The organism is Rhizobium sp. TRM96647 (assembly GCF_025780115.1).
Lineage (GTDB): Bacteria > Pseudomonadota > Alphaproteobacteria > Rhizobiales > Rhizobiaceae > Mycoplana.
Window position 1 is genome coordinate 254,724 of record NZ_JAOXHF010000002.1, and the last position, 18,859, is coordinate 273,582.

At 67.9% G+C, this 18,859-nt stretch carries 17 protein-coding genes; 14 read left to right on the plus strand and 3 right to left on the minus strand.

The genetic code is table 11. The features are described 5' to 3' along the window. Positions 1-14 precede the first annotated feature (14 nt). From OCK02_RS04160 to OCK02_RS04180, 5 genes are all read left to right on the plus strand, one after another. On the plus strand, positions 15-995 hold the full coding sequence (locus tag OCK02_RS04160) for a bifunctional riboflavin kinase/FAD synthetase (protein WP_230802841.1): 981 nt from the start codon (positions 15-17) through the stop codon (positions 993-995). A 279-nt stretch (positions 996-1,274) separates the two neighbouring features. Next, positions 1,275-4,244, plus strand: coding sequence for an isoleucine--tRNA ligase (gene ileS / locus OCK02_RS04165; RefSeq protein WP_263812167.1), 2,970 nt, complete (start codon positions 1,275-1,277; stop codon positions 4,242-4,244). A 171-nt stretch (positions 4,245-4,415) separates the two neighbouring features. Then, entirely contained in the window at positions 4,416-5,039 is a 624-nt protein-coding gene (locus tag OCK02_RS04170) for a hypothetical protein (RefSeq protein WP_263812168.1), read from the plus strand. A gap of 17 nt (positions 5,040-5,056) precedes the next feature. Next, positions 5,057-5,542: a GNAT family N-acetyltransferase gene (locus OCK02_RS04175; protein WP_263812169.1), complete on the plus strand. Its 486-nt coding sequence runs from the start codon at positions 5,057-5,059 to the stop codon at positions 5,540-5,542. A gap of 107 nt (positions 5,543-5,649) precedes the next feature. Continuing rightward, positions 5,650-6,423 carry a GGDEF domain-containing protein gene (locus OCK02_RS04180; RefSeq protein WP_263812170.1) on the plus strand — a complete coding sequence of 258 codons (774 nt, stop codon included), beginning with the start codon at positions 5,650-5,652 and terminating at the stop codon, positions 6,421-6,423. 23 nt (positions 6,424-6,446) lie between these two features. On the opposite strand, the gene OCK02_RS04185 is transcribed toward OCK02_RS04180, so the two are convergent. Beyond that, the gene (locus tag OCK02_RS04185; RefSeq protein WP_263812171.1) at positions 6,447-6,899 is read right to left on the minus strand and encodes a nucleoside deaminase; all 453 of its coding nucleotides are present in this window, start codon (positions 6,897-6,899) and stop codon (positions 6,447-6,449) included. A gap of 73 nt (positions 6,900-6,972) precedes the next feature. Here OCK02_RS04185 and OCK02_RS04190 point away from each other — a divergent pair, with 73 nt between their 5' ends. The 3 genes from OCK02_RS04190 to OCK02_RS04200 all read left to right on the plus strand — a co-directional run bounded on the left by OCK02_RS04190 (position 6,973) and on the right by OCK02_RS04200 (position 10,496). After that, on the plus strand, positions 6,973-8,958 hold the full coding sequence (locus OCK02_RS04190; protein ID WP_263812172.1) for a pseudouridine synthase: 1,986 nt from the start codon (positions 6,973-6,975) through the stop codon (positions 8,956-8,958). 6 nt (positions 8,959-8,964) lie between these two features. Continuing rightward, positions 8,965-9,525 (plus strand): 16S rRNA (guanine(966)-N(2))-methyltransferase RsmD, encoded by a 561-nt coding sequence (rsmD, locus tag OCK02_RS04195; protein WP_263812173.1) that lies wholly within the window; start codon positions 8,965-8,967, stop codon positions 9,523-9,525. Between the two features lie 83 nt (positions 9,526-9,608). Then, a complete protein-coding gene (locus tag OCK02_RS04200) occupies positions 9,609-10,496 on the plus strand; it encodes a patatin-like phospholipase family protein (protein ID WP_230802849.1) in 888 nt (295 codons plus the stop codon). 36 nt (positions 10,497-10,532) lie between these two features. Here OCK02_RS04200 and OCK02_RS04205 read toward each other — a convergent pair whose 3' ends face one another. After that, complete coding sequence (locus OCK02_RS04205; RefSeq protein WP_263812174.1) at positions 10,533-12,356, minus strand: monovalent cation:proton antiporter-2 (CPA2) family protein; 1,824 nt, start codon at positions 12,354-12,356, stop codon at positions 10,533-10,535. Between the two features lie 110 nt (positions 12,357-12,466). On the opposite strand from OCK02_RS04205, the gene OCK02_RS04210 reads away from it, so the two are divergent. From OCK02_RS04210 to lpxK, 6 genes are all read left to right on the plus strand, one after another. Next, positions 12,467-13,813: a TldD/PmbA family protein gene (locus OCK02_RS04210; protein WP_263812175.1), complete on the plus strand. Its 1,347-nt coding sequence runs from the start codon at positions 12,467-12,469 to the stop codon at positions 13,811-13,813. Between the two features lie 138 nt (positions 13,814-13,951). Then, positions 13,952-14,770, plus strand: a complete 819-nt coding sequence (locus OCK02_RS04215) for a 3'(2'),5'-bisphosphate nucleotidase CysQ (RefSeq protein WP_263812176.1) — start codon at positions 13,952-13,954, stop codon at positions 14,768-14,770. Between the two features lie 59 nt (positions 14,771-14,829). Further along, positions 14,830-15,066, plus strand: coding sequence for a DUF4170 domain-containing protein (locus tag OCK02_RS04220; RefSeq protein WP_230802853.1), 237 nt, complete (start codon positions 14,830-14,832; stop codon positions 15,064-15,066). Positions 15,067-15,169: 103 nt separating this feature from the next. Then, on the plus strand, positions 15,170-16,480 hold the full coding sequence (gene waaA, locus OCK02_RS04225) for a lipid IV(A) 3-deoxy-D-manno-octulosonic acid transferase (RefSeq protein ID WP_263812177.1): 1,311 nt from the start codon (positions 15,170-15,172) through the stop codon (positions 16,478-16,480). Positions 16,481-16,493: 13 nt separating this feature from the next. Further along, the gene (locus OCK02_RS04230; protein ID WP_263812178.1) at positions 16,494-17,231 is read left to right on the plus strand and encodes an HAD family hydrolase; all 738 of its coding nucleotides are present in this window, start codon (positions 16,494-16,496) and stop codon (positions 17,229-17,231) included. A 141-nt stretch (positions 17,232-17,372) separates the two neighbouring features. Further along, the gene (gene lpxK, locus OCK02_RS04235; protein ID WP_263812179.1) at positions 17,373-18,413 is read left to right on the plus strand and encodes a tetraacyldisaccharide 4'-kinase; all 1,041 of its coding nucleotides are present in this window, start codon (positions 17,373-17,375) and stop codon (positions 18,411-18,413) included. Between the two features lie 39 nt (positions 18,414-18,452). Here lpxK and OCK02_RS04240 read toward each other — a convergent pair whose 3' ends face one another. Then, positions 18,453-18,683 carry a DUF2093 domain-containing protein gene (locus tag OCK02_RS04240; protein ID WP_230802857.1) on the minus strand — a complete coding sequence of 77 codons (231 nt, stop codon included), beginning with the start codon at positions 18,681-18,683 and terminating at the stop codon, positions 18,453-18,455. Between the last annotated feature and the right edge of the window lie 176 nt (positions 18,684-18,859).

Genomic DNA, 18,859 nt, shown 5'->3' on the forward strand with positions numbered 1-18,859 from the left:
CGGACGAAAGCGCCATGACCGTTTTCCACCGCAACGAGACGAAGCAGCCGCTGCCGGATCATCTTCGCGGCGGGGTCGTGGCGATCGGCAATTTCGACGGCGTCCACCGCGGCCACCAGTCGGTGCTGAACCGGGCGCTGGAGATCGCCCGCGAACGCGGCGTGCCGGCGCTTCTCCTGACCTTCGAGCCGCATCCGCGCAGTGTCTTCCGCCCCGACCAGCCGGTCTTCAGGCTGACGCCGGCGCCGCTGAAGGCGCGCATCCTGGAGGGCATGGGTTTCGCCGCGGTGATCGAATACCCCTTCAACCGCCAGTTCGCGCTGATGTCGGCCGGCGAGTTCGTCGCAGGCGTGCTGCGGGATTGGCTGCATGCCGGCCATGTCGTCACCGGCTTCGACTTCCATTTCGGCAAGGGCAGGGAAGGCGGCCCCGCCTTCATGATCGCCGCCGGCGAGCAGAACGGTTTCGGCGTGACCCTGGTCGATGCCTTCCGCGACGAGAACGCCGACGTCATCTCCTCCAGCCGCATCCGGGCGCTGCTCTGCGAGGGTGCGGTGACGGAGGCCGCCGGCCTGCTCGGCTACCGCTACACCGTCGAGGCCGAGGTCATCGGCGGCAAGCAGCTCGGCCGCGCGCTCGGCTTTCCGACCGCCAACATGCAATTGCCGCCTGAAGCCGCGCTGCGCAACGGAATCTATGCTGTCCGCTTCCGCCGTCCCGGCGGAACGATCCACGACGGCGTCGCCAGCTTCGGTCGCCGCCCGACGGTGGACAGCGACGGTGCGCCGCTTCTGGAAACCTTCGTCTTCGACTTCGAAGGCGACCTCTACGGCGAGATCTGTACCGTCTCCTTCTTCGAGCATCTGCGCGACGAGCTGAAGTTCGACGGGCTGGACGCGCTGGTCGTCCAGATCAGGCGCGACGAGGAGGAGGCGCGGGCGCTGCTCTCCGGCGTGCGCCCGATCGGCGAGATCGACGCCCGGATCGCATTCTGAGCCGGCCCGCGCAGCATCGGTCGCTTCCGTGTTCGTTGTTTCCGATATCGGCTATTCGGGCTGCGCCCCTCTTTCCTTTTCGGGCAAAAACACATAAACAACGCCACCATGGCGCCACACAGCTTTTGTGTCATATCCCGAATTAGTGGCCCGGCCTTCCGCGCGCTCTGAGCGAGGCCGGGAGGTCCGGGTTCCTGGGCGTTCTGACGCGCCCGCGCCGTTACCGACAATTTTCCCTGCCTGCGCGAAAGATCGCGCGATGAAACGATTGCTTGAGCCATGACCGACACGTCCGAGAAGATCGACTATTCCTCCACCCTCTACCTGCCGCAGACGGATTTCCCGATGCGCGCCGGCCTGCCGCAGAAGGAGCCCGAGACCGTGGCCCGCTGGCAGAAGATGGGCCTTTACAAGCAACTGCGCGCCTCCGCCGCCGGCCGCGAGAAGTTCGTCCTCCACGACGGCCCGCCCTATGCCAACGGCAACATCCATATCGGCCACGCGCTGAACAAGATACTGAAGGACGTCATCAACCGCTCGTTCCAGATGCGCGGCTATGACGCCAACTATGTTCCCGGCTGGGACTGCCACGGCCTTCCGATCGAATGGAAGATCGAGGAGAAATACCGCGAGAAGGGCCAGAACAAGGACGAGGTGCCGGTCAACGAGTTCCGCCAGGAATGCCGCGACTTCGCCACCGGCTGGATCAAGGTCCAGTCGGACGAGTTCAAGCGCCTCGGCATCGAGGGCGACTTCGACAACCCCTACACGACGATGAACTTCCACGCCGAGGCCCGCATCGCCGGCGAACTGATGAAGATCGCGAAAAGCGGCCAGCTCTACCGTGGCTCCAAGCCGATCATGTGGTCGGTGGTCGAGCGCACGGCACTCGCCGAGGCCGAGGTCGAATATGCTGACGTCGAGAGCGACATGATCTGGGTGAAGTTCCCGGTTGATGCGAACCATACTGTCGTTCACCATGAACCTGAACACACGGCTGCGGAACGAGAACAGCGCAGGAGCGAGCTTCTGAGTGCCGCTGTCGTCATCTGGACCACGACCCCCTGGACAATCCCTGGCAACCGCGCGATCGCCTATTCCTCGCGCTATGCCTACGGCCTCTATGAGGTCGCGACCGCCGAGAACGACTTCGGCCCGCAGCCGGGCGAGAAGCTGATCTTCGCTAAGCGCCTTGCCGACGAGTCCGCCGCCAAGGCCAAGCTGACCTTCACCTTCGTCCGCGACATCGAGGGCGATGAGTTGGGCGCCATCACCTGCGCCCACCCGCTGCATGGCCTCGGCGGCGGCTACGACTTCAAGGTGCCGCTTCTCGACGGTGACCACGTCACCGACGATGCCGGCACCGGCTTCGTCCACACCGCGCCCAGCCACGGCCGCGAGGACTTCGACGCCTGGATGGACAAGGCGCGCGAACTGGAAGCACGCGGCATCTCGTCTGCGATCCCGTTCCCGGTCGACGATGCCGGATTCTACACCCTCGATGCACCGGGCTTCGGCCCCGACGCCGAGGGCGGCCCCGCCCGCGTCATCGATGACAAGGGCAAGAAGGGCGACGCCAACGACCGCGTCATCAAGGCGCTGATCGCCCGCCACGCGCTCTTCGCCCGCGGCCGGCTGAAGCATTCCTATCCGCATTCCTGGCGCTCCAAGAAGCCGGTCATCTTCCGTAACACGCCGCAGTGGTTCGTCTACATGGACAAGGAACTCGGTGACGGCACCACGCTGCGTTCGCGCTCGCTGTCGGCGATCGACGACACCCGCTTCGTTCCTGCCACCGGCCAGAACCGCCTGCGCGCCATGATCGAGGCCCGCCCGGACTGGGTGCTCTCCCGTCAGCGCGCCTGGGGCGTGCCGATCGCGATCTTCGCCGACGAGGACGGCAACGTTCTGGTCGATGACGCCGTCAACGAACGCATCCTCGAAGCCTTCGAAGAGGAGGGTGCCGACGCCTGGTTCGCCGAGGGCGCCAAGGACCGCTTCCTCGGCAACGATCACGACCATGCCCGCTGGCAGCAGGTGATGGACATCCTCGACGTCTGGTTCGACTCGGGCTCCACCCACACCTTCACCCTCGAAGATCGCCCCGACCTGAAATGGCCGGCCGACGTCTATCTCGAAGGCTCCGACCAGCACCGCGGCTGGTTCCATTCCTCGCTGCTCGAAAGCTGCGCGACGCGCGGCCGCGCGCCCTACAACGCCGTCGTCACCCACGGGTTCACGATGGACGAGAAGGGCGAGAAGATGTCGAAGTCCAAGGGCAACGTCGTCTCCCCGCAGGACGTCATGAAGGACGCCGGCGCCGATATCCTGCGCCTCTGGGTGATGACGACGGACTACTGGGAAGACCAGCGCCTCGGCAAGACCATCATCCAGACCAACATCGACGCCTACCGCAAGCTGCGCAACACGGTGCGCTGGATGCTCGGCACGCTCGCCCACGACAAGGGCGAGGAGATCGCCTATGCCGACATGCCCGAGCTGGAAAAGCTGATGCTGCATCGGCTGTCCGAGCTCGATCAGCTCGTGCGCGAGGGCTACGACGCCTTCGACTTCAAGAAGATCGCCCGCGCGCTGATCGACTTCGCCAATGTCGAGCTCTCGGCCTTCTACTTCGACGTCCGCAAGGATGCGCTCTACTGCGACGCGCCCTCCAGCCTGCGCCGCCGTGCAGCGCTCGCCGTCATCCGCAAGCTGTTCGACTGCCTCGTCCTGTGGCTGGCGCCGATGCTGCCGTTCACGACCGAGGAGGCCTGGCTGTCGCTGAAGCCCGATGCGGTTTCGGTGCACCTCGAGCAGTTCCCGCAGATCCCGGCCGAATGGCGCAACGACGCGCTGGAAGAGAAGTGGGAGAAGATCCGCACGGTGCGTACCGTCGTCACCGGCGCGCTCGAGATCGAACGCCGCGAGAAGCGGATCGGCTCGTCGCTTGAGGCGGCCCCGGTCGTCCATGTCAACGATCCGGCCCTTTTGGTCGCGCTCGAGGGCGAGGATTTCGCCGAGATCTGCATCACGTCCGCGATCACGCTGGTTGCCGGCGAGGGCCCGGCCGGGGCGTTTCGCCTTGCCGAGGTTGCAGGCGTCGCCGTCGAGCCGAAGCTGGCGGAGGGTACGAAGTGCGCCCGCTCCTGGCGCATCACCACCGATGTCGGTTCGGATCCGGACTATCCGGACGTCTCCGCGCGCGATGCGGCGGCGCTGCGGGAGATCGGTTTTCGCGCGGCCGCCTGAGGCCGCGCGATCACGAAAGGTTGTGAACAAGGCATGTAAGTGACCGGATGAATTGCGCTTTCGCGCTTCATCCGGTATTCCTGCCCGAAATTCGTCGGATTTTGCCGTCAACGCACGGCATCCGACGAATATTATCGAGGCTATCCACCGGCCGGGCCGGGAAGAGGTTGCATGGGAATGACGCGAGAAATTCGACTGGCCGGCGCGGCAGCGCTGCTTGGCGCCTGCGCCGTCCTCTCGGGTTGCATCGGCGGTCCGACCTACGGAACCGACAAGTCCAGCGGCGAACAGCTGATGGACGACCTCGGCAACGCCGTGATGCTGAAGCCGGGCAACGGTAATGACAAGAAGATCGCCTACCAGCCGCGCGGCGGTCTCGTCGTGCCCAAGCAGGGCGAGGCGCCGGCACTCGTTGAGCCGCAGAAGACGCTCGCCTCCACCGAGGACAACCCGCAATGGGTTGAAAGCCCGGAGGACATGCGCGACCGCCTGAAGGAGGAAGCGACCGAGAACGAGCGCAGCATCGGCTACAATTCGCCGCTGCAGACCCAGAACAACACCATGCGCAAGCTGTCCACCAAGGAACAACTCGAGCAGTATCGCGAGGCGCGCAAGCTGGAGCAGGGTCTCTATTCCGACAAGCGCCGCTACCTCAGCGACCCGCCGCTCGACTACCGCAAGCTGCCCGCGGAAGCGACGGAGGATCTCGGCGAGCCCGAGCGGAAGAAGGAACGCCGTCGCAAGAAGGAAGCCGAAGTGGCCAATTCCGGCGCCAAGAAGTGGTGGCCCTTCTAATTTCCGGGCCAGCGCCGATGACCTATCGCATCCGTAACGCGACCGCGGCCGACGCCGCGGTCATTTTGCGTTTCATCACCGAACTCGCTGTCTACGAAAAGGCCGGGCACGAGGTCGAGGCGACGGTGGAGACGCTGTCCCGCTCGATCTTCGGCGAAGGTTCGGTCACCCGCGCGGTGATCTGCGAGACCGATGCCGGCGAGCCGGCGGGTTTTGCGATCTGGTTTCTGAACTATTCGACCTGGCAGGCCCGCAACGGCCTCTATCTCGAGGATCTCTACGTCACCCCCGAACACCGCGGCGCCGGCGCCGGGCGCATGCTTCTGCGCCACCTCGCCAAGGTCGCCGTCGCCGAAGGCTGCGGCCGCTTCGAATGGAGCGTGCTGGACTGGAACGAGCCGGCGATCCGCGTCTACGAGGCGATCGGCGCCGAAGCGCAAAACGAATGGACGCGCTACCGCCTGTCCGGCGAGCGCCTGAAGGCCTTTGCCGCCGGGGATTGAGAACGGCCGGGCCGGTCTTCGTTACAGATTTCGTTTTCAGCCTTACGGGCCGTTAACACCTGCGCGCTAGCGTCCGCCGCATGTTGGGGATCAGCAGGCGCACGGCCATGAAGGCGGCGGCTGCGACGGCGGCGTCCGTCGCGGTCTCGGTCGGCGTCGTGCTGTTGCTGGTGCCGATGCTCGGCGGGCAGCCGGATGGTCCGGGCTTCTGGATGAGCGTGCTGTGCCCGCTGCTGATCGCCGGCCCCGCCAGCACCTGGCAGTTCCACCAGACGGAAACCATCGCCCGCCAGCGCGACGCGATCGCCCGCATGCATGTGAAGCTGGAGGACGCTCATGCCGAGCTCAAGCGCCTGCATGCCGACCTCGGCGAGAAGGCCCGCACCGATGCCCTGACCGGCGGCCTCAACCGCGGCGCCTTCTTCGAGGCGCTGGAGGAGGCGGCCGCACACGCCAACGGACCGATGGCGCTCATCGTTGCCGATGCCGATCACTTCAAGCAGATCAACGACGGCTTCGGCCACCTCGTCGGCGACGAGGCGCTGTGCCGGATCGGCAGGGTGATGGCGGATGCGATCGGGGATAGCGGCGTCTGGGGCCGGATCGGCGGCGAGGAATTTGCCGCCCTTCTGGCCGATACCGGGCGCAGCGCGGCGATCGGGGCGGCCGAGCGCCTGCGGCTCGCCGTGGCGGAGACGAAACTGCTGGCCGACGGGCGGCCGGTTCCCTTGAGCGTCAGCATCGGCGTCGCCTGCGCGCATGCGCCCTGCGCGCCGATGGAGCTGTTTCGCCGTGCCGACGACGATCTCTATCGCGCCAAGTCCGGCGGCCGTAACCGCATCGTCATCGACGGGCGCGAGGTGGACCCGGTCGCTGCCTGATCCCGCGCCCTGACGACCGTCCCTCAGTCCTCGTCCCGCCGCTCTCGGAAGAACTGGCGCAGGATCTCCGCCGCCTCGCCCTCGCCGATGCCGGAATAGACCTCCGGCGCATGGTGGCAGGTCGGCTGCGCATAGAAGCGTCCGCCATGGTCGACGCCGCCGCCCTTCGGGTCCTCGGCGCCGTAGTAGAGCCGGCGGATGCGGGCGAACGAGATCGCGGCGGCGCACATGGCGCAGGGCTCCAGCGTCACGTAGAGGTCGGCGCCAGTCAGCCGCTCCCGCCCGAGAAGGGCGGAGGCCGCGCGGATCGCCTCGATCTCGGCATGCGCGGTCACGTCGTTCCGCTCGCGGGTCCGGTTGCCGCCGCGGCCGACGATCGCGCCGTCGACCACCAGCACCGCGCCGATCGGCACTTCGCCGCGCGCGCCTGCGCTGCGGGCCTCCGCCAGCGCCTCGTCCATGAAGCTATTCGACATTTCCGCTCAGAATTCCTCTTAACCCGGACCGCCTGACCTGATACGACACGCCAAAACGCTAGGCAAACTTCAAATGACATCCAAAGACAAGCCAAGACGGCCGGGCGCCCGGCCCTTCGACCGCGATCGCAAGCCGCATGACGGCGCCAAGAAGACGGGCGGCAAGAAGCCCTTCGGCGCCGCTGCGAAATCCGGCAGCGCGGCAAAGAGCGAGCGAAGCCCTGCAAAGGTGACGGCCGACAAGGCCGGCATCAGGAAGGAAGGCGCGCGCGCAGCCGCCTCCGGCAAGCCGGAAAAGGCGCGGCCGTCCGTTTCGGCCGGCGCTGCCGACCACGCAGCAGCACAGGCCCCCGAGCGCATCTCCAAGCTGCTCGCCCGGGCAGGCGTCGCCTCCCGCCGCGATATCGAGCGCATGATCATGGATAGCCGGGTCAGCGTGAACGGCGTCGTGCTCGACACGCCCGTTCTCAACGCCACCTTCGCCGACCACATCGAGGTCGACGGCCAGCCGATCCGTGGCATCGAGCGCACGCGCCTGTGGCTCTACCACAAGCCCGCAGGCCTCGTGACCACCAATGCCGATCCGGAAGGCCGCCCGACGGTGTTCGAGCACCTGCCGGAAGACCTGCCGCGCGTCATGTCGGTCGGCCGCCTCGACATCAACACCGAGGGCCTGCTGCTCCTGACGAACGACGGCGGTCTCGCCCGCGTGCTGGAACTGCCGGCGACCGGCTGGCTGCGCCGCTACCGCGTCCGCGCCCACGGCAAGATCGAGCAGGAAGCGCTCGACCGGCTGAAGGAAGGCATCGCCGTCGAAGGCGTGCTCTACGGCGGCATCGAGGCGACGCTCGACAAGGTGCAGGGCTCCAACGTCTGGATCACCATGGGCCTGCGTGAGGGCAAGAACCGCGAGGTCAAGAACGTGCTCGGCGCGCTCGGCCTCGAGGTCAACCGCCTGATCCGTATCTCCTACGGCCCGTTCCAGCTCGGCGAACTGCCCGAGGGCCACGCGCAGGAAATCCGCGGCCGCACGCTGCGCGACCAGCTCGGCCCGCGTCTCATCGATGAGGCGAAGGCGAATTTCGAGGCGCCGCTGTTCGACCAGGGGCCCGGCGAAAAGGAAGAGGCGCCCGCACGCCCGGCAAAAAGCGGCTGGGAACGCGAGGAACGCGGCGGCCGCGAGAACGACGGCGACCGCCGGGAAAAGGCGCGCGCGCGCCTCGACACGCGGCGTGACGACGGCGGCCGCGAGGGCCGTTTCGGCGAGCGCGGTGACAAGCGTGGTGGCGCGGGCAAGCACGGCGGTGCAGACAAGCGCGGCCGCGACGACGATCGTTTCTCCGATCGGCCGAAGCACGAGCCCGGCGGCCGCGCCCGCAAGTCCAACGTCTGGATGGCGCCCGGCGCCCGTCCGCTGGCCGAGAAGAAGACGAAGGCGGCCGAGGGCGAAGACGCCGTGAAGCGCGAGCCGCGCGCCCGTCCCGAGGGCGCACCGAAGACGAAGCGCTACGGCCGCACCCGCGACGGCGAGGCGACCCGCACCACCCACAAGTTCGATCCCGACCGCAAGAGCGGCCCCGGCCGTGCGCCCGCCGCGCGTCCCGGTCCAGATCGCGGCGAACGCAAGGCCCGCGTGCTCAATGCCGAAGAGGGCGGCGACTGGATCCGCGCCAGCGAGCCCGAACGGCGCCCGCGCGACGAGGGCGCCCGCGGTTCCGGCCGCGGCGGCTTCGAAGAGCGTCCGCGTCGCGATTTCGGCGACCGCCCGCCCCGCAGCGATCGCGGTCCGCGCGAGGACCGGCCGTTCAACGAAGACAGGAAGCCCCGCGGCAAGTCGTTTGCCGGCGAGCGGTCCTTCGGCGACCGTCCTGCAGGCGAACGCGGCTTCGGCGGCAAGCCAGGCGGAAAATCCTTCGGCGGCAAGCCCTCCTTCGGCAAGCCTGCCGGCGGCAAGTCCTTTGGCGGCAAGCCCGCAGGTGGCAAGCCCGGTGGCGGCAGGGCAGGGGGCAAGCCGGGTGGGCGGCCGGCCGGCGGCAAGCCGCGCGGACGGGGGAACTGACGCGCCGTGCGCATCGTCGGGGGCACATTCCGCGGCCGCACGCTGGCGACGCCGAAGGGCGACGATATCCGTCCGACGACGGACCGCACGCGCGAGAGCCTGTTCAATATCCTGGGCCATGGATACCCCGAACATGTCGAGGGCGCGCGCGTCCTTGACCTGTTCGCGGGCACCGGCGCCGTCGGCCTGGAGGCGATATCCCGCGGCGCCCGGGCGGCGCTGTTCGTCGAGCAGGGCGTCGAGGGCCGCGGCCTGATCCACACCAATATCGAGGCCTTCGGCCTGCAAGGCCGGGCCAAGATCTTTCGGCGCGACGCGACGGCACTCGGCGGGGTCGGGACGATGGAGCCGTTCGACCTCGTCTTCGCCGATCCGCCCTATGGCCGCGGCCTCGGGGAAAAGGCGCTGGCGGCGGCGGCGAGCGGCGGCTGGCTGGTGCCGGGAGCGCTTGCAATTCTGGAGGAGCGTGCCGATATTGCCCCGGCCGCTCTCGATGGCTTCGATCCCCTCGAGGTTCGCACCTTCGGCGACACGCGGATGCATTTCTACCGGTACACGCCCGGCTGATCGACCGCCGGACGCCGCCGGGGACACGGACACGCGCGATCCCGGCTGAACCCGGGGCGTATTCCGAGCGCGATGGAGGTTTCATGTCGAGCGATGCCCTTGCCCCGCAGACGTCCGCACACCGGACGGCAGACGCCACGGTGTCGATTGCGCTCGGCGGCGGCGGCGCGCGCGGACTGGCGCATATCCACGTGATCGAGGTCCTGGACGAACTCGGCATCCGTCCGCAGCTGATCGCCGGCTCCTCCATCGGCGCGATCATGGGGGCGGCGATGGCGGCGGGCCTGAGCGGGCGCGAGGTGCGCGAACACACGCTCGACGCCGTGGGCAGGCCTGGCGATGCCCTCGGCCGCATCTGGGGCCTGCGGCCGGCGACGCTGTCGGACTTCTGGTCCAATGGCCTGCGTTTCGGCCAGTTCAACCTCGAACGCGTCCTGCGTGCCTTTCTCCATCCCGACATTCCCGATCGCTTCGAAGAGCTGAAGATTCCGCTGAAGGTGGTCACCGCCGATTTCTATGCCCAGCGCGAGCACATCTGCGAGACCGGCGCGCTCTTTCCGGCGATCGCCGCCTCCGCTTCCCTGCCGGCCCTGTTCATGCCGGTCAGGATCGACGGTCGGGTGCTCGTCGACGGCGGCCTCTGGAACCCGGTGCCCTTCGATCATCTGGCCGGCACCGCCGACATCACCGTCGGCGTCGACGTCGTCGGCCACCCGTCCGGCGACGAGGGCCAGCTTCCGAACGGCATCGACAGCCTCTACGGCGCCAGCCAGCTGACGATGCGGGCGATGATCGAGCTGAAGCTGAAGCAGGGCGCGCCCGACATCTTCCTCCGCCCCGAAGTCGGCCGCTTCCGTGTCCTCGATTTCCTGCGCGCAAGGGAAATCCTCGAACACACGGCCGGCATCCGCGAGGAATTCAAGCGGGCGCTCGACGTCCAGTTCGAGAGGCATGCGCGCAAGCGCGGCTGAAACCGGCCGCGCGAACGGTCGCAGCGATAGCCGGTCTCAGTCGACTGCCGGCTGCGTTTCCGGCGTGATCAGGTCGTCCTCGTCATCGTCGGCCATCTGTTCGGTATGTTTCGGCTTGATCAGCGGCTCCGGCCGGACGGGGCGCGAATGCAGCATGTCGCGCCCGGCCGCCAGCCCCTCGGCGGCCTGCAGGTTGAGGCGGGCCTCGTCGCGGCGGCGGATGTCGTTGGTGATCGCCCGCGCCTCCTCGTCCGCCACCCCCAGCGCCTCGAGCGTCTTTCTCCCGAACACCAGGCCGGATTCGAAGGTCTCGCGGACTTCCATATCGACGCGGCGGGAACGCAGCGACAGCGTGTGGATGCGGTCGTAGGAGCGCACGAAGACCCGTGCATTGGGGTATTCCGACTGCACCAGGTCGACGATCCTGTCGGTGATATCAGCCTTGTGGGTGCAGACGGCGACGATCTTGGCCCGCTCGATGCCGGCGGCGCGCAGCACCTCCTTGCGCGTGCCGTCGCCGAAATAGATGCGGAAGCCGAAGCTCGCCGCCTGGCGGATGCGGTCGGCGGAGAAATCGATGATGGTCACGTCGCGGCCGCTGGCGAGCAGGATCTGCGAGGCGATCTGGCCGAAGCGCGAGAACCCGACCATCAGCACGTCCGAACCGGCGCCCTCGAAGTCCTCCTCGATTTCCTCGCGCGCGTCGTCCTTGATCAGCACGCCGGAGAGAAGCGCCGCAATCGGGGTCAGCGCCATCGAGACGGTGACGATGACGACGAGCAGGGAGGCGACGGCGGAGGAGAACACGCCGGAGGTGGCCGCGGCCGAGAACAGCACGAAGCCGAATTCGCCGCCCTGCAGCAGAAGCAGCGCCACCCGGACGGCGTCGTTGTGCGGCGAGCGCCCCATGCGGCAGATCAGGTAGATCACGATCGCCTTCACCACCATCAGCGCCGGCACGGCGATGAGGATGATCTGGTAGTTGCGGAACACCACGTCGATGTCGAGCGACAGGCCGACGGCCATGAAGAAGAGCGCGAGCAGGATCCCGCGGAACGGCTCGATGTCGGCCTCCAGCTCGTGCCGGTAGGAGGATTCCGAAAGCAGCACGCCAGCGAGGAAGGCGCCCATGGCCATGGAGAGGCCGGCGAACTGCAGGAGCGTCGCCGATCCGAGCACGACGAAGAGGGCGGCGGCGATCATCGCTTCGCGCGCGCCGGTCCTGGCGATGACCTGGAACAGCGGATTGAGGACGTAGCGCCCGATCGCCAGCATCGACAGGATCGCCGCGACGGCGATCATGAAATCCTGGAACGCGGTCGTCGTATCCTCCGGCGCCTGCTTGGCTAGCAGCGGGATCAGCGCCAGGAGCGGCACGATGGCGAGATCCTGGAACAGGAGCAGCGAGAAGGCGCGCTGGCCGTAGCGCGTATTGGTGTCGCCCTTCTCGTCGAGGATCTGCAGGGCGAAGGCGGTGGAGGAAAGGGCGAGGCCGAAGCCGATGATCAGCGCCGCCTGCCAGCCCTCCACGCCGAGCAAGAGCGCCAGCGCCGTCAGCGCCAGCCCGGTCGTCACCACCTGCACCGTCCCGAGCCCGAAGATCTCCCGCCGAAGCTGCCAGAGGCGCGAGGGCTGCAGTTCCAGCCCGATCAGGAACAGCAGGAAGACGATGCCGAGTTCGGCCACCCCCAGGATCTCCTCGCCGTCGTGGATGTAGTGCAGGATCGGGCCGATGACGACGCCCGCCGCCAGGTAGCCCAGGATCGTCCCGAGCCCCAGGCGCTTGAAGATCGGCGCGGCCAGAACGGCGCCCCCGAGGAGAATCAATACTTCGGCGAACAGCGCATGCGTATCAGCCATGCGGACGGGTTTCCTTCGGTATGTGGATTGGCGGGAGGCAAGAATCACGAGCCAGCCCTTGATGCCCCCGCCACTGCACAATAAATGGGACAGGAATGAAAGGCCAAATCATGTCAGAGACCATCGATTCCGGAAGCCTTCTCGCCCGTGCCGGAGAGCTGATCGACCGCGCCGTCAAGGCGGGCGCCGACGCCGCCGATGCGGTCGTGGTGCGCGGCGCTTCCCGTTCCGTCTCCGTGCGCCTCGGCAAGGTCGAGGGAACGGAGGCCTCCGAGAGCGACGATTTCTCGCTTCGGGTGTTCGTCGGCAAGCGCGTCGCGAGCGTCTCGGCCAATCCCGGCTTCGACCTGCAGCAACTGGCGGAGCGCGCGGTCGCCATGGCCAAGGCCTCGCCGGAGGACCCCTTCGCCTCGCTGGCCGCCCCGTCCGATCTCGCCCGCGAGTGGCCGGATCTCGATCTCTTCGACCCGACCGAGGTGTCCTCCGACACGCTGACCGAGACAGCACTCGCCATGGAGGCGGCCGCCCTCGATGTCGCCGGCGTCACCAATTCGAGCGGCGCCGGCGCGTCCGCCGGCAGGTGCGGGCTCGTCCTCGCCACCTCGCACGGGTTTTCCGGCGCCTACAGCGCCAGCCGCTTCGGCCGTTCCGTCAGCGCGATCGCCGGCGAGGGAACGAAGATGGAGCGCGACTACGACTTCGACAGCCGCCTCTATTTCGCCGAGCTGCGCGATGCGGTCGAGATCGGCCGGATGGCCGGCGAGCGGGCCGCCAGGCGCGTCAATCCGCGGCAGGCGCCGACGGCGAAGAACGTCACCGTGGTCTTCGATCCGCGGATGGCCCGGGGGATCGCAGGGCATATCGCCGGCGCGATCAACGGCGCTTCTGTGGCCCGCAAGACGAGTTTCCTGCGCGACAGGATGGGCAAGCAGGTGCTGAAGGCGGGGCTTTCGGTGACCGACGACCCGCTGGTCGTCCGCGGCTCGTCCTCGCGGCCGTTCGACGGCGAAGGTGTGAAGGGCGAGCGTCTGGTGATGATCGAGGACGGCGTGCTGAACCACTGGTTCCTCTCCACCTCCACGGCAAACGAGCTTGGCCTCAAGACCAACGGTCGCGGCGTGCGCGGCGGCACCTCGGTCGGCCCCGCCAGCACCAACCTCGCGCTCGAGCCCGGCGACATCCTGCCTGAGGACCTGATCCGCCAGGTCGGCACCGGTTTCTACGTCACCGAGCTGATCGGCCACGGCGCCAACATGGTGACCGGGGAATACAGCCGCGGCGCCTCCGGTTTCTGGATCGAGAACGGCGAACTCGCCTATCCGGTCTCCGAGGTGACGATCGCCTCCAACCTGACCGACATGTTCATGCGGATCACACCGGCAAGCGACATCGACCGCAAGTTCGGCGTCGCCGCGCCGACGCTGGCGATCGAGGGCATGACGCTGGCGGGTCTCTAGGATCGCCAGGCCGCGCGGGCTTTTTCGACAGGCGCCCCGCCAGGCTCCGCGGCCGGTCTTGAATAGGCCTTCATTGGACGCGATCGAGCGCCATCGGAAGTGTTGGGTGCAAGGCGCGCCCGGAAGCGGAAACGGACAATGGATACGCCGGCCGGCAATGCCCGACATCGTTGGGCAGACGATCTCGATCTCCTGCAGCGCGCCGCAAGCGCTGCGGGCGAGCGGGCGATGGCGTTCTTCCGCAACGGGCCGGACGTCTGGTGGAAGAACGAGGGACGCTCCCCCGTCAGCGCCGCGGACATCGCCGCAAACGATCTCCTGAAATCGATGCTGCTCACCGCCCGGCCCAACTATGGCTGGCTGTCGGAGGAGACCGACGACGATCCGGCGCGGCTGTCCTGCGAGACGCTGTTCGTGATCGACCCGATCGACGGCACCCGCGCCTTCATCGCCGGCAAGGATCTCTGGTGCGTGAGTGCTGCGGTGGTGCACCGCGGGCGACCGGTCGCCGGCGTGCTGTTTGCCCCCGCTCTCGGGGAAGTGTTCGCCTCGGTGGAAGGCGGGCCGGCGCTGAAGAACGGGCAACCCGTCCGCGCGTCCGAACCGGACGGGGCGCATCCGCTGCGGCTGGCCGCCGCCGAGGACATGGTCGCCCGGCTCGACCGGGTCGCCCTCGGGCCCGTGGAGCGCATCCCGCACGTGCCCTCGCTCGCCTACCGGCTGGCGATGGTGGCCGACGGACGCATCGACGGGACGCTGGTGAAGAAGAACGCGCAGGACTGGGATCTCGCCGCAGCCGACCTCATTCTCGCCAATGCCGGCGGCGGGCTCGTCGACCTCGACGGCAACCCGCTCACCTACAATCGCCCCGATGTCCGTCACGACGTGCTCTGCGCCGCAGGATCCTCCGTTCTTGGAAGGTTGATAAGCGCGGCAGGCGGCCTTCACGGCCATTGACCTTTTCGCCCGGATGCCGCAAACCCTGTGTGAAAAATACCACTATTGATGAGATGAAAATGACAGAGACTGGCGACAGCAAGCAGCTCCTGCACCTCGTCTTCGGCGGCGAGCTCACCACGCTGAAGGACCTAAAGTTCCGCGACCTCGAGAAGCTGGACATCGTCGGGATCTATCCCGACTACGCCTCTGCCCTCGTGGCCTGGAAGTCGAAGGCGCAGCAGACGGTGGACAATGCGCACATGCGCTACTTCATCGTCCACATGCACAAGCTGCTCGATCCCGAAAACGGCTGATGCCTTCACGTCGCCTCCCGGCGTCCCGTAGCGCCGGAGGCCCATCGATGACCGGAATTCCCATGAAGCCCAGCGGACGGATCATTGCAGCCAGGGGGCGCCGATGAGCAGTGCTCTGGCGCGCTTCGCATTGTCCGCCTATCGCTGGGTCGGCCTCTGCCTCTATCCGGTCATGCGGCCCTATCTCGCCATCCGCGCGGCCAAGGGCAAGGAGGAGCGCGGACGCCGGCGCGAGCGCTTCGGCCATGCCAGCATCGAGCGGCCGGCCGGCCCGCTCGTTTGGTTCCACGCCGCAAGCGTCGGCGAGACCAATGCGCTGCTGCCGCTGATCCGCGAGGTGCGCCGCCGCGGCATCAACGTCTTGCTGACGACCGGCACCGTCACCTCCGCCCGCGTCGCCCGCGAGCGGCTCGGCGAGACGGTCATCCACCAGTACGTCCCCCTCGACCTGAAGCCGACCGTCAGCCGCTTCCTGGACCACTGGCACCCCGATCTTGCCGTCATGGCGGAATCCGAGATCTGGCCGATGACGATCCTCGAACTCGGCGCCCGCCACATCGCCCAGGTGCTGGTCAACGGGCGCATGTCCGACCGGTCCTTCCAGCGCTGGAAGAAGCGTCCGGCGATCGCCGATGCCCTGTTCGAGAAGTTCGCCCTGGTCGTGGCGCAGTCGGAGGTGGATGCGGAGCGCTTCCGTGCGCTGGGCGCCCTGCCGGTGATCGTCACCGGCAATCTCAAGGTCGAGACCGACGCGCCGCCCTACGACCCCGCCGTGCTTGCCGGCTATCTCGGCCAGCTCGGCGAGCGCAAGACCTGGGCTGCGATCTCCACCTTCGAGGGCGAGGAGGCGGCGGCAGGCTCCGTCCACCGGGCCCTGAGGGAGCGCACCGGGCTGCTGACGATCATCGTCCCGCGCCATCCCGAGCGCTCCGACGCGATCGAGGAAGCGCTTGTCGCCAAGGGGCTGAAGGTCGCGCGCCGGACGCGCAATGATCCGCTCACCGCGGACACCGACATCTTTCTCGGGGACACGATCGGCGAGATGGGGCTCTACCTGCGCATGACGGAGATCGCCTTCGTCGGCCGCTCGCTGTTCGGCGAGGGCGGGCAGAACCCGCTGGAGCCGGCCATGCTCGGCTGCGCCGTGCTGTCTGGTCCCAACGTGCAGAATTTCCGCGAAAGCTACCAGCGGCTCGCCAGGAGCGGCAGCGCCAAGATGGTGCGCGATGTCGAGATGCTGGCCAAGGGCGTCGGCTATCTTTTGAGCCATGCCGACATGCGCAACAAGATGATCGAGGCGGGCCATGATACGGTCCACGAGATGCGCGGCGCGCTGGCCGATACCATCCGCGGGCTCGAGCCCTATCTCAACCCCTTGACCGTGAAGGCGCGGCTGCATCCGCGCGAGATGTGACGAGCGAGCCGGCATGACCAAGACCCAGACCATATCCGGCATCCTGTTCGACAAGGACGGCACGCTGCTCGACTATGCGAAGAGCTGGGTACCCGTGAACTACGAGCTCGCCCGGATCGCAGCCGGCGGCGACGAGGATCTGGCGCGCCGCCTCCTGTCGGCCTGCGGCATGGATCCCGATACCGGCCACGTGGCGCCCGATACGCTGCTTGCGGCTGGCAACACGGTCGAGATCGCCGAAGGCATGGTCGCCGCCGGCGCGCCGATGGGCGCCGCCGAACTCGCCGCGCTGTTCGACGGTCTCTTCGCGCAGTCGGCCTCGATGGCGGTCGCCGTGACCGATCTCGCCGGCTTCTTTTCGGCCTTGCATGCCAAGGGATACCGGCTCGGCGTCGCCTCGAGCGACAACGAGCGGTCGATCCGCGAGACCGCCCGCCGCTTCGGCTTCGAGCAGTATCTCCACTATGTCGCAGGCTATGACAGCGGCCACGGCGTCAAGCCGGAACCCGGCATGGTGCTCGGCTTCTGCGCGGCGACCGGGCTCGATCCGCACGAGGTGGCCGTGGTCGGCGACAACAACCACGACCTGCACATGGGACGAAGCGCCGGCGCCGGGCTGACCGTCGCCGTCCTCACCGGCACCGGATCGCGGGAGACGCTGTCTTCGGCCTCCGACTACTGCCTCAACGACATCACCGAACTGCCCGCGCTCCTGCCGGCCAATGGCCCGGCACGGGCGGCGCGCGTCTGAAACCGTTGCATTCGTTCGATTTTCGGGCTTTGTTGTCTGCGCGGACGCTCCGACAGGGCGCCTGCGGCGTATTCGAGGGGTGTGCGTGGTTCCAGCGAAACGGGGCATGCCGCCGCAGGGCGGCAGGATCGGGGGAAGTGTATGGTTTCTGAGGCTCCGCCCTTCTGGTGGACGAAGCCGGACTGGCGCGCCTATGCGCTGTGGCCGGTCTCGCGGCTCTACGGCCTTGTCGCAGGGACGCGGATGCGCCGGGCGCGCCGGGCTTCGGTCCCGGTGCCGATCGTCTGCGTCGGCAATTTCACCGTCGGCGGCGCCGGCAAGACGCCCACCTCGATCGCGCTCGCGCGTGCGGCAAAGGCCCGCGGCCTGCGCCCGGGCTTTCTCAGCCGCGGCTATGGCGGTTCGCTCGACGTCATCACCGTCGTCGATCCGGATCGCCACAGGGCCCGCGACGTCGGCGACGAACCGCTGCTTCTGGCGCGCGAGGCGGTCACGGTGATCTCCCGCCGCAGGGTCGGCGGCGCGCGGCGGCTGGTCGAGGAGGGCGTCGATCTCATCATCATGGACGACGGCTTCCAGAGCGCCAGGCTCGTCTTCGACTATGCCCTGCTGGTGATCGATTCACGGCGGGGGCTGGGCAACGGCTACCTGGTCCCGAGCGGGCCGGTGCGCGCGCCGCTTGAAGAACAGTTGCGCCAGACCTCGGCCCTTCTCGTCGTCGGCGACGGCAAGGCGGCCGACGCGCTGATCCGCCGGGCCGCCCGCGCCGGCAAGCCGGTGCATACGGCCAACCTCGCGACGGTGGATTCGCAGGACCTGTCCGGTCGCGCCGTACTCGCCTGGTCGGGCCTTGCCGATAACGACAAGTTCTTCCGCACCGTCGAAGGCACCGGCGCCAGCCTCTATGCCACGCGCAGCTTCCCCGATCATCACCACCTGTCCGACGACGAGGCGGCCGAGATTCTCGACCACGCCGACGCCCACCACTATGCGATCGTGACGACGGCGAAGGACAGCGTGCGGCTTGCCGGAGAGCACGGGCCGGCGGCACGGTTGAAGGAGAAAAGCAGGGTGATCGAGGTCGAGATCCGCTTCGACGATCCGCGCGCACCCGACAAGATCATCGAAGCAGCGCTTGCTTCGGCGCGAAAGCGCAGGCTCGAGGGCGGGAGACAGGGATAGGGCAACCCTGACGGCAGGGCGGGGAGGGCTCCCTCCGCCTCAGCCTCGTGCCGGATGGTCGCCGTGGAGAAGTTCCGCCTTCAGCGAGGCGGCGGCGTCGGCATAGGCTTCCTGGCGGGCGACGTTCCAGTAGCGCAGCTCGTCGAGCGGGATCTGCTCGCCGGTGACCGCGCAGACGACGTAGGAGCCCGGCACCAGGATCTGGAAATCCGCGTCGAGATAGCGGATCTTCGCCTCGCGGCTCCCGTTTCCTTCCAGTCGGTTCATCATCCGCATCTCCTGTTGGTCTCGCCGCCGGCGTCGCTCGCCCGGAAGCGAGCGCGAAGGCCGCCGCAACATTCCGGACCGCTCCATCGCACGCCCCTCGATCCCGTCCGGGCCGAGAACCGTGCGCCGGAGCATTGAAAGCCCCTGCCGCCGGCACACCGCTTCGGCGGCAGCGATAG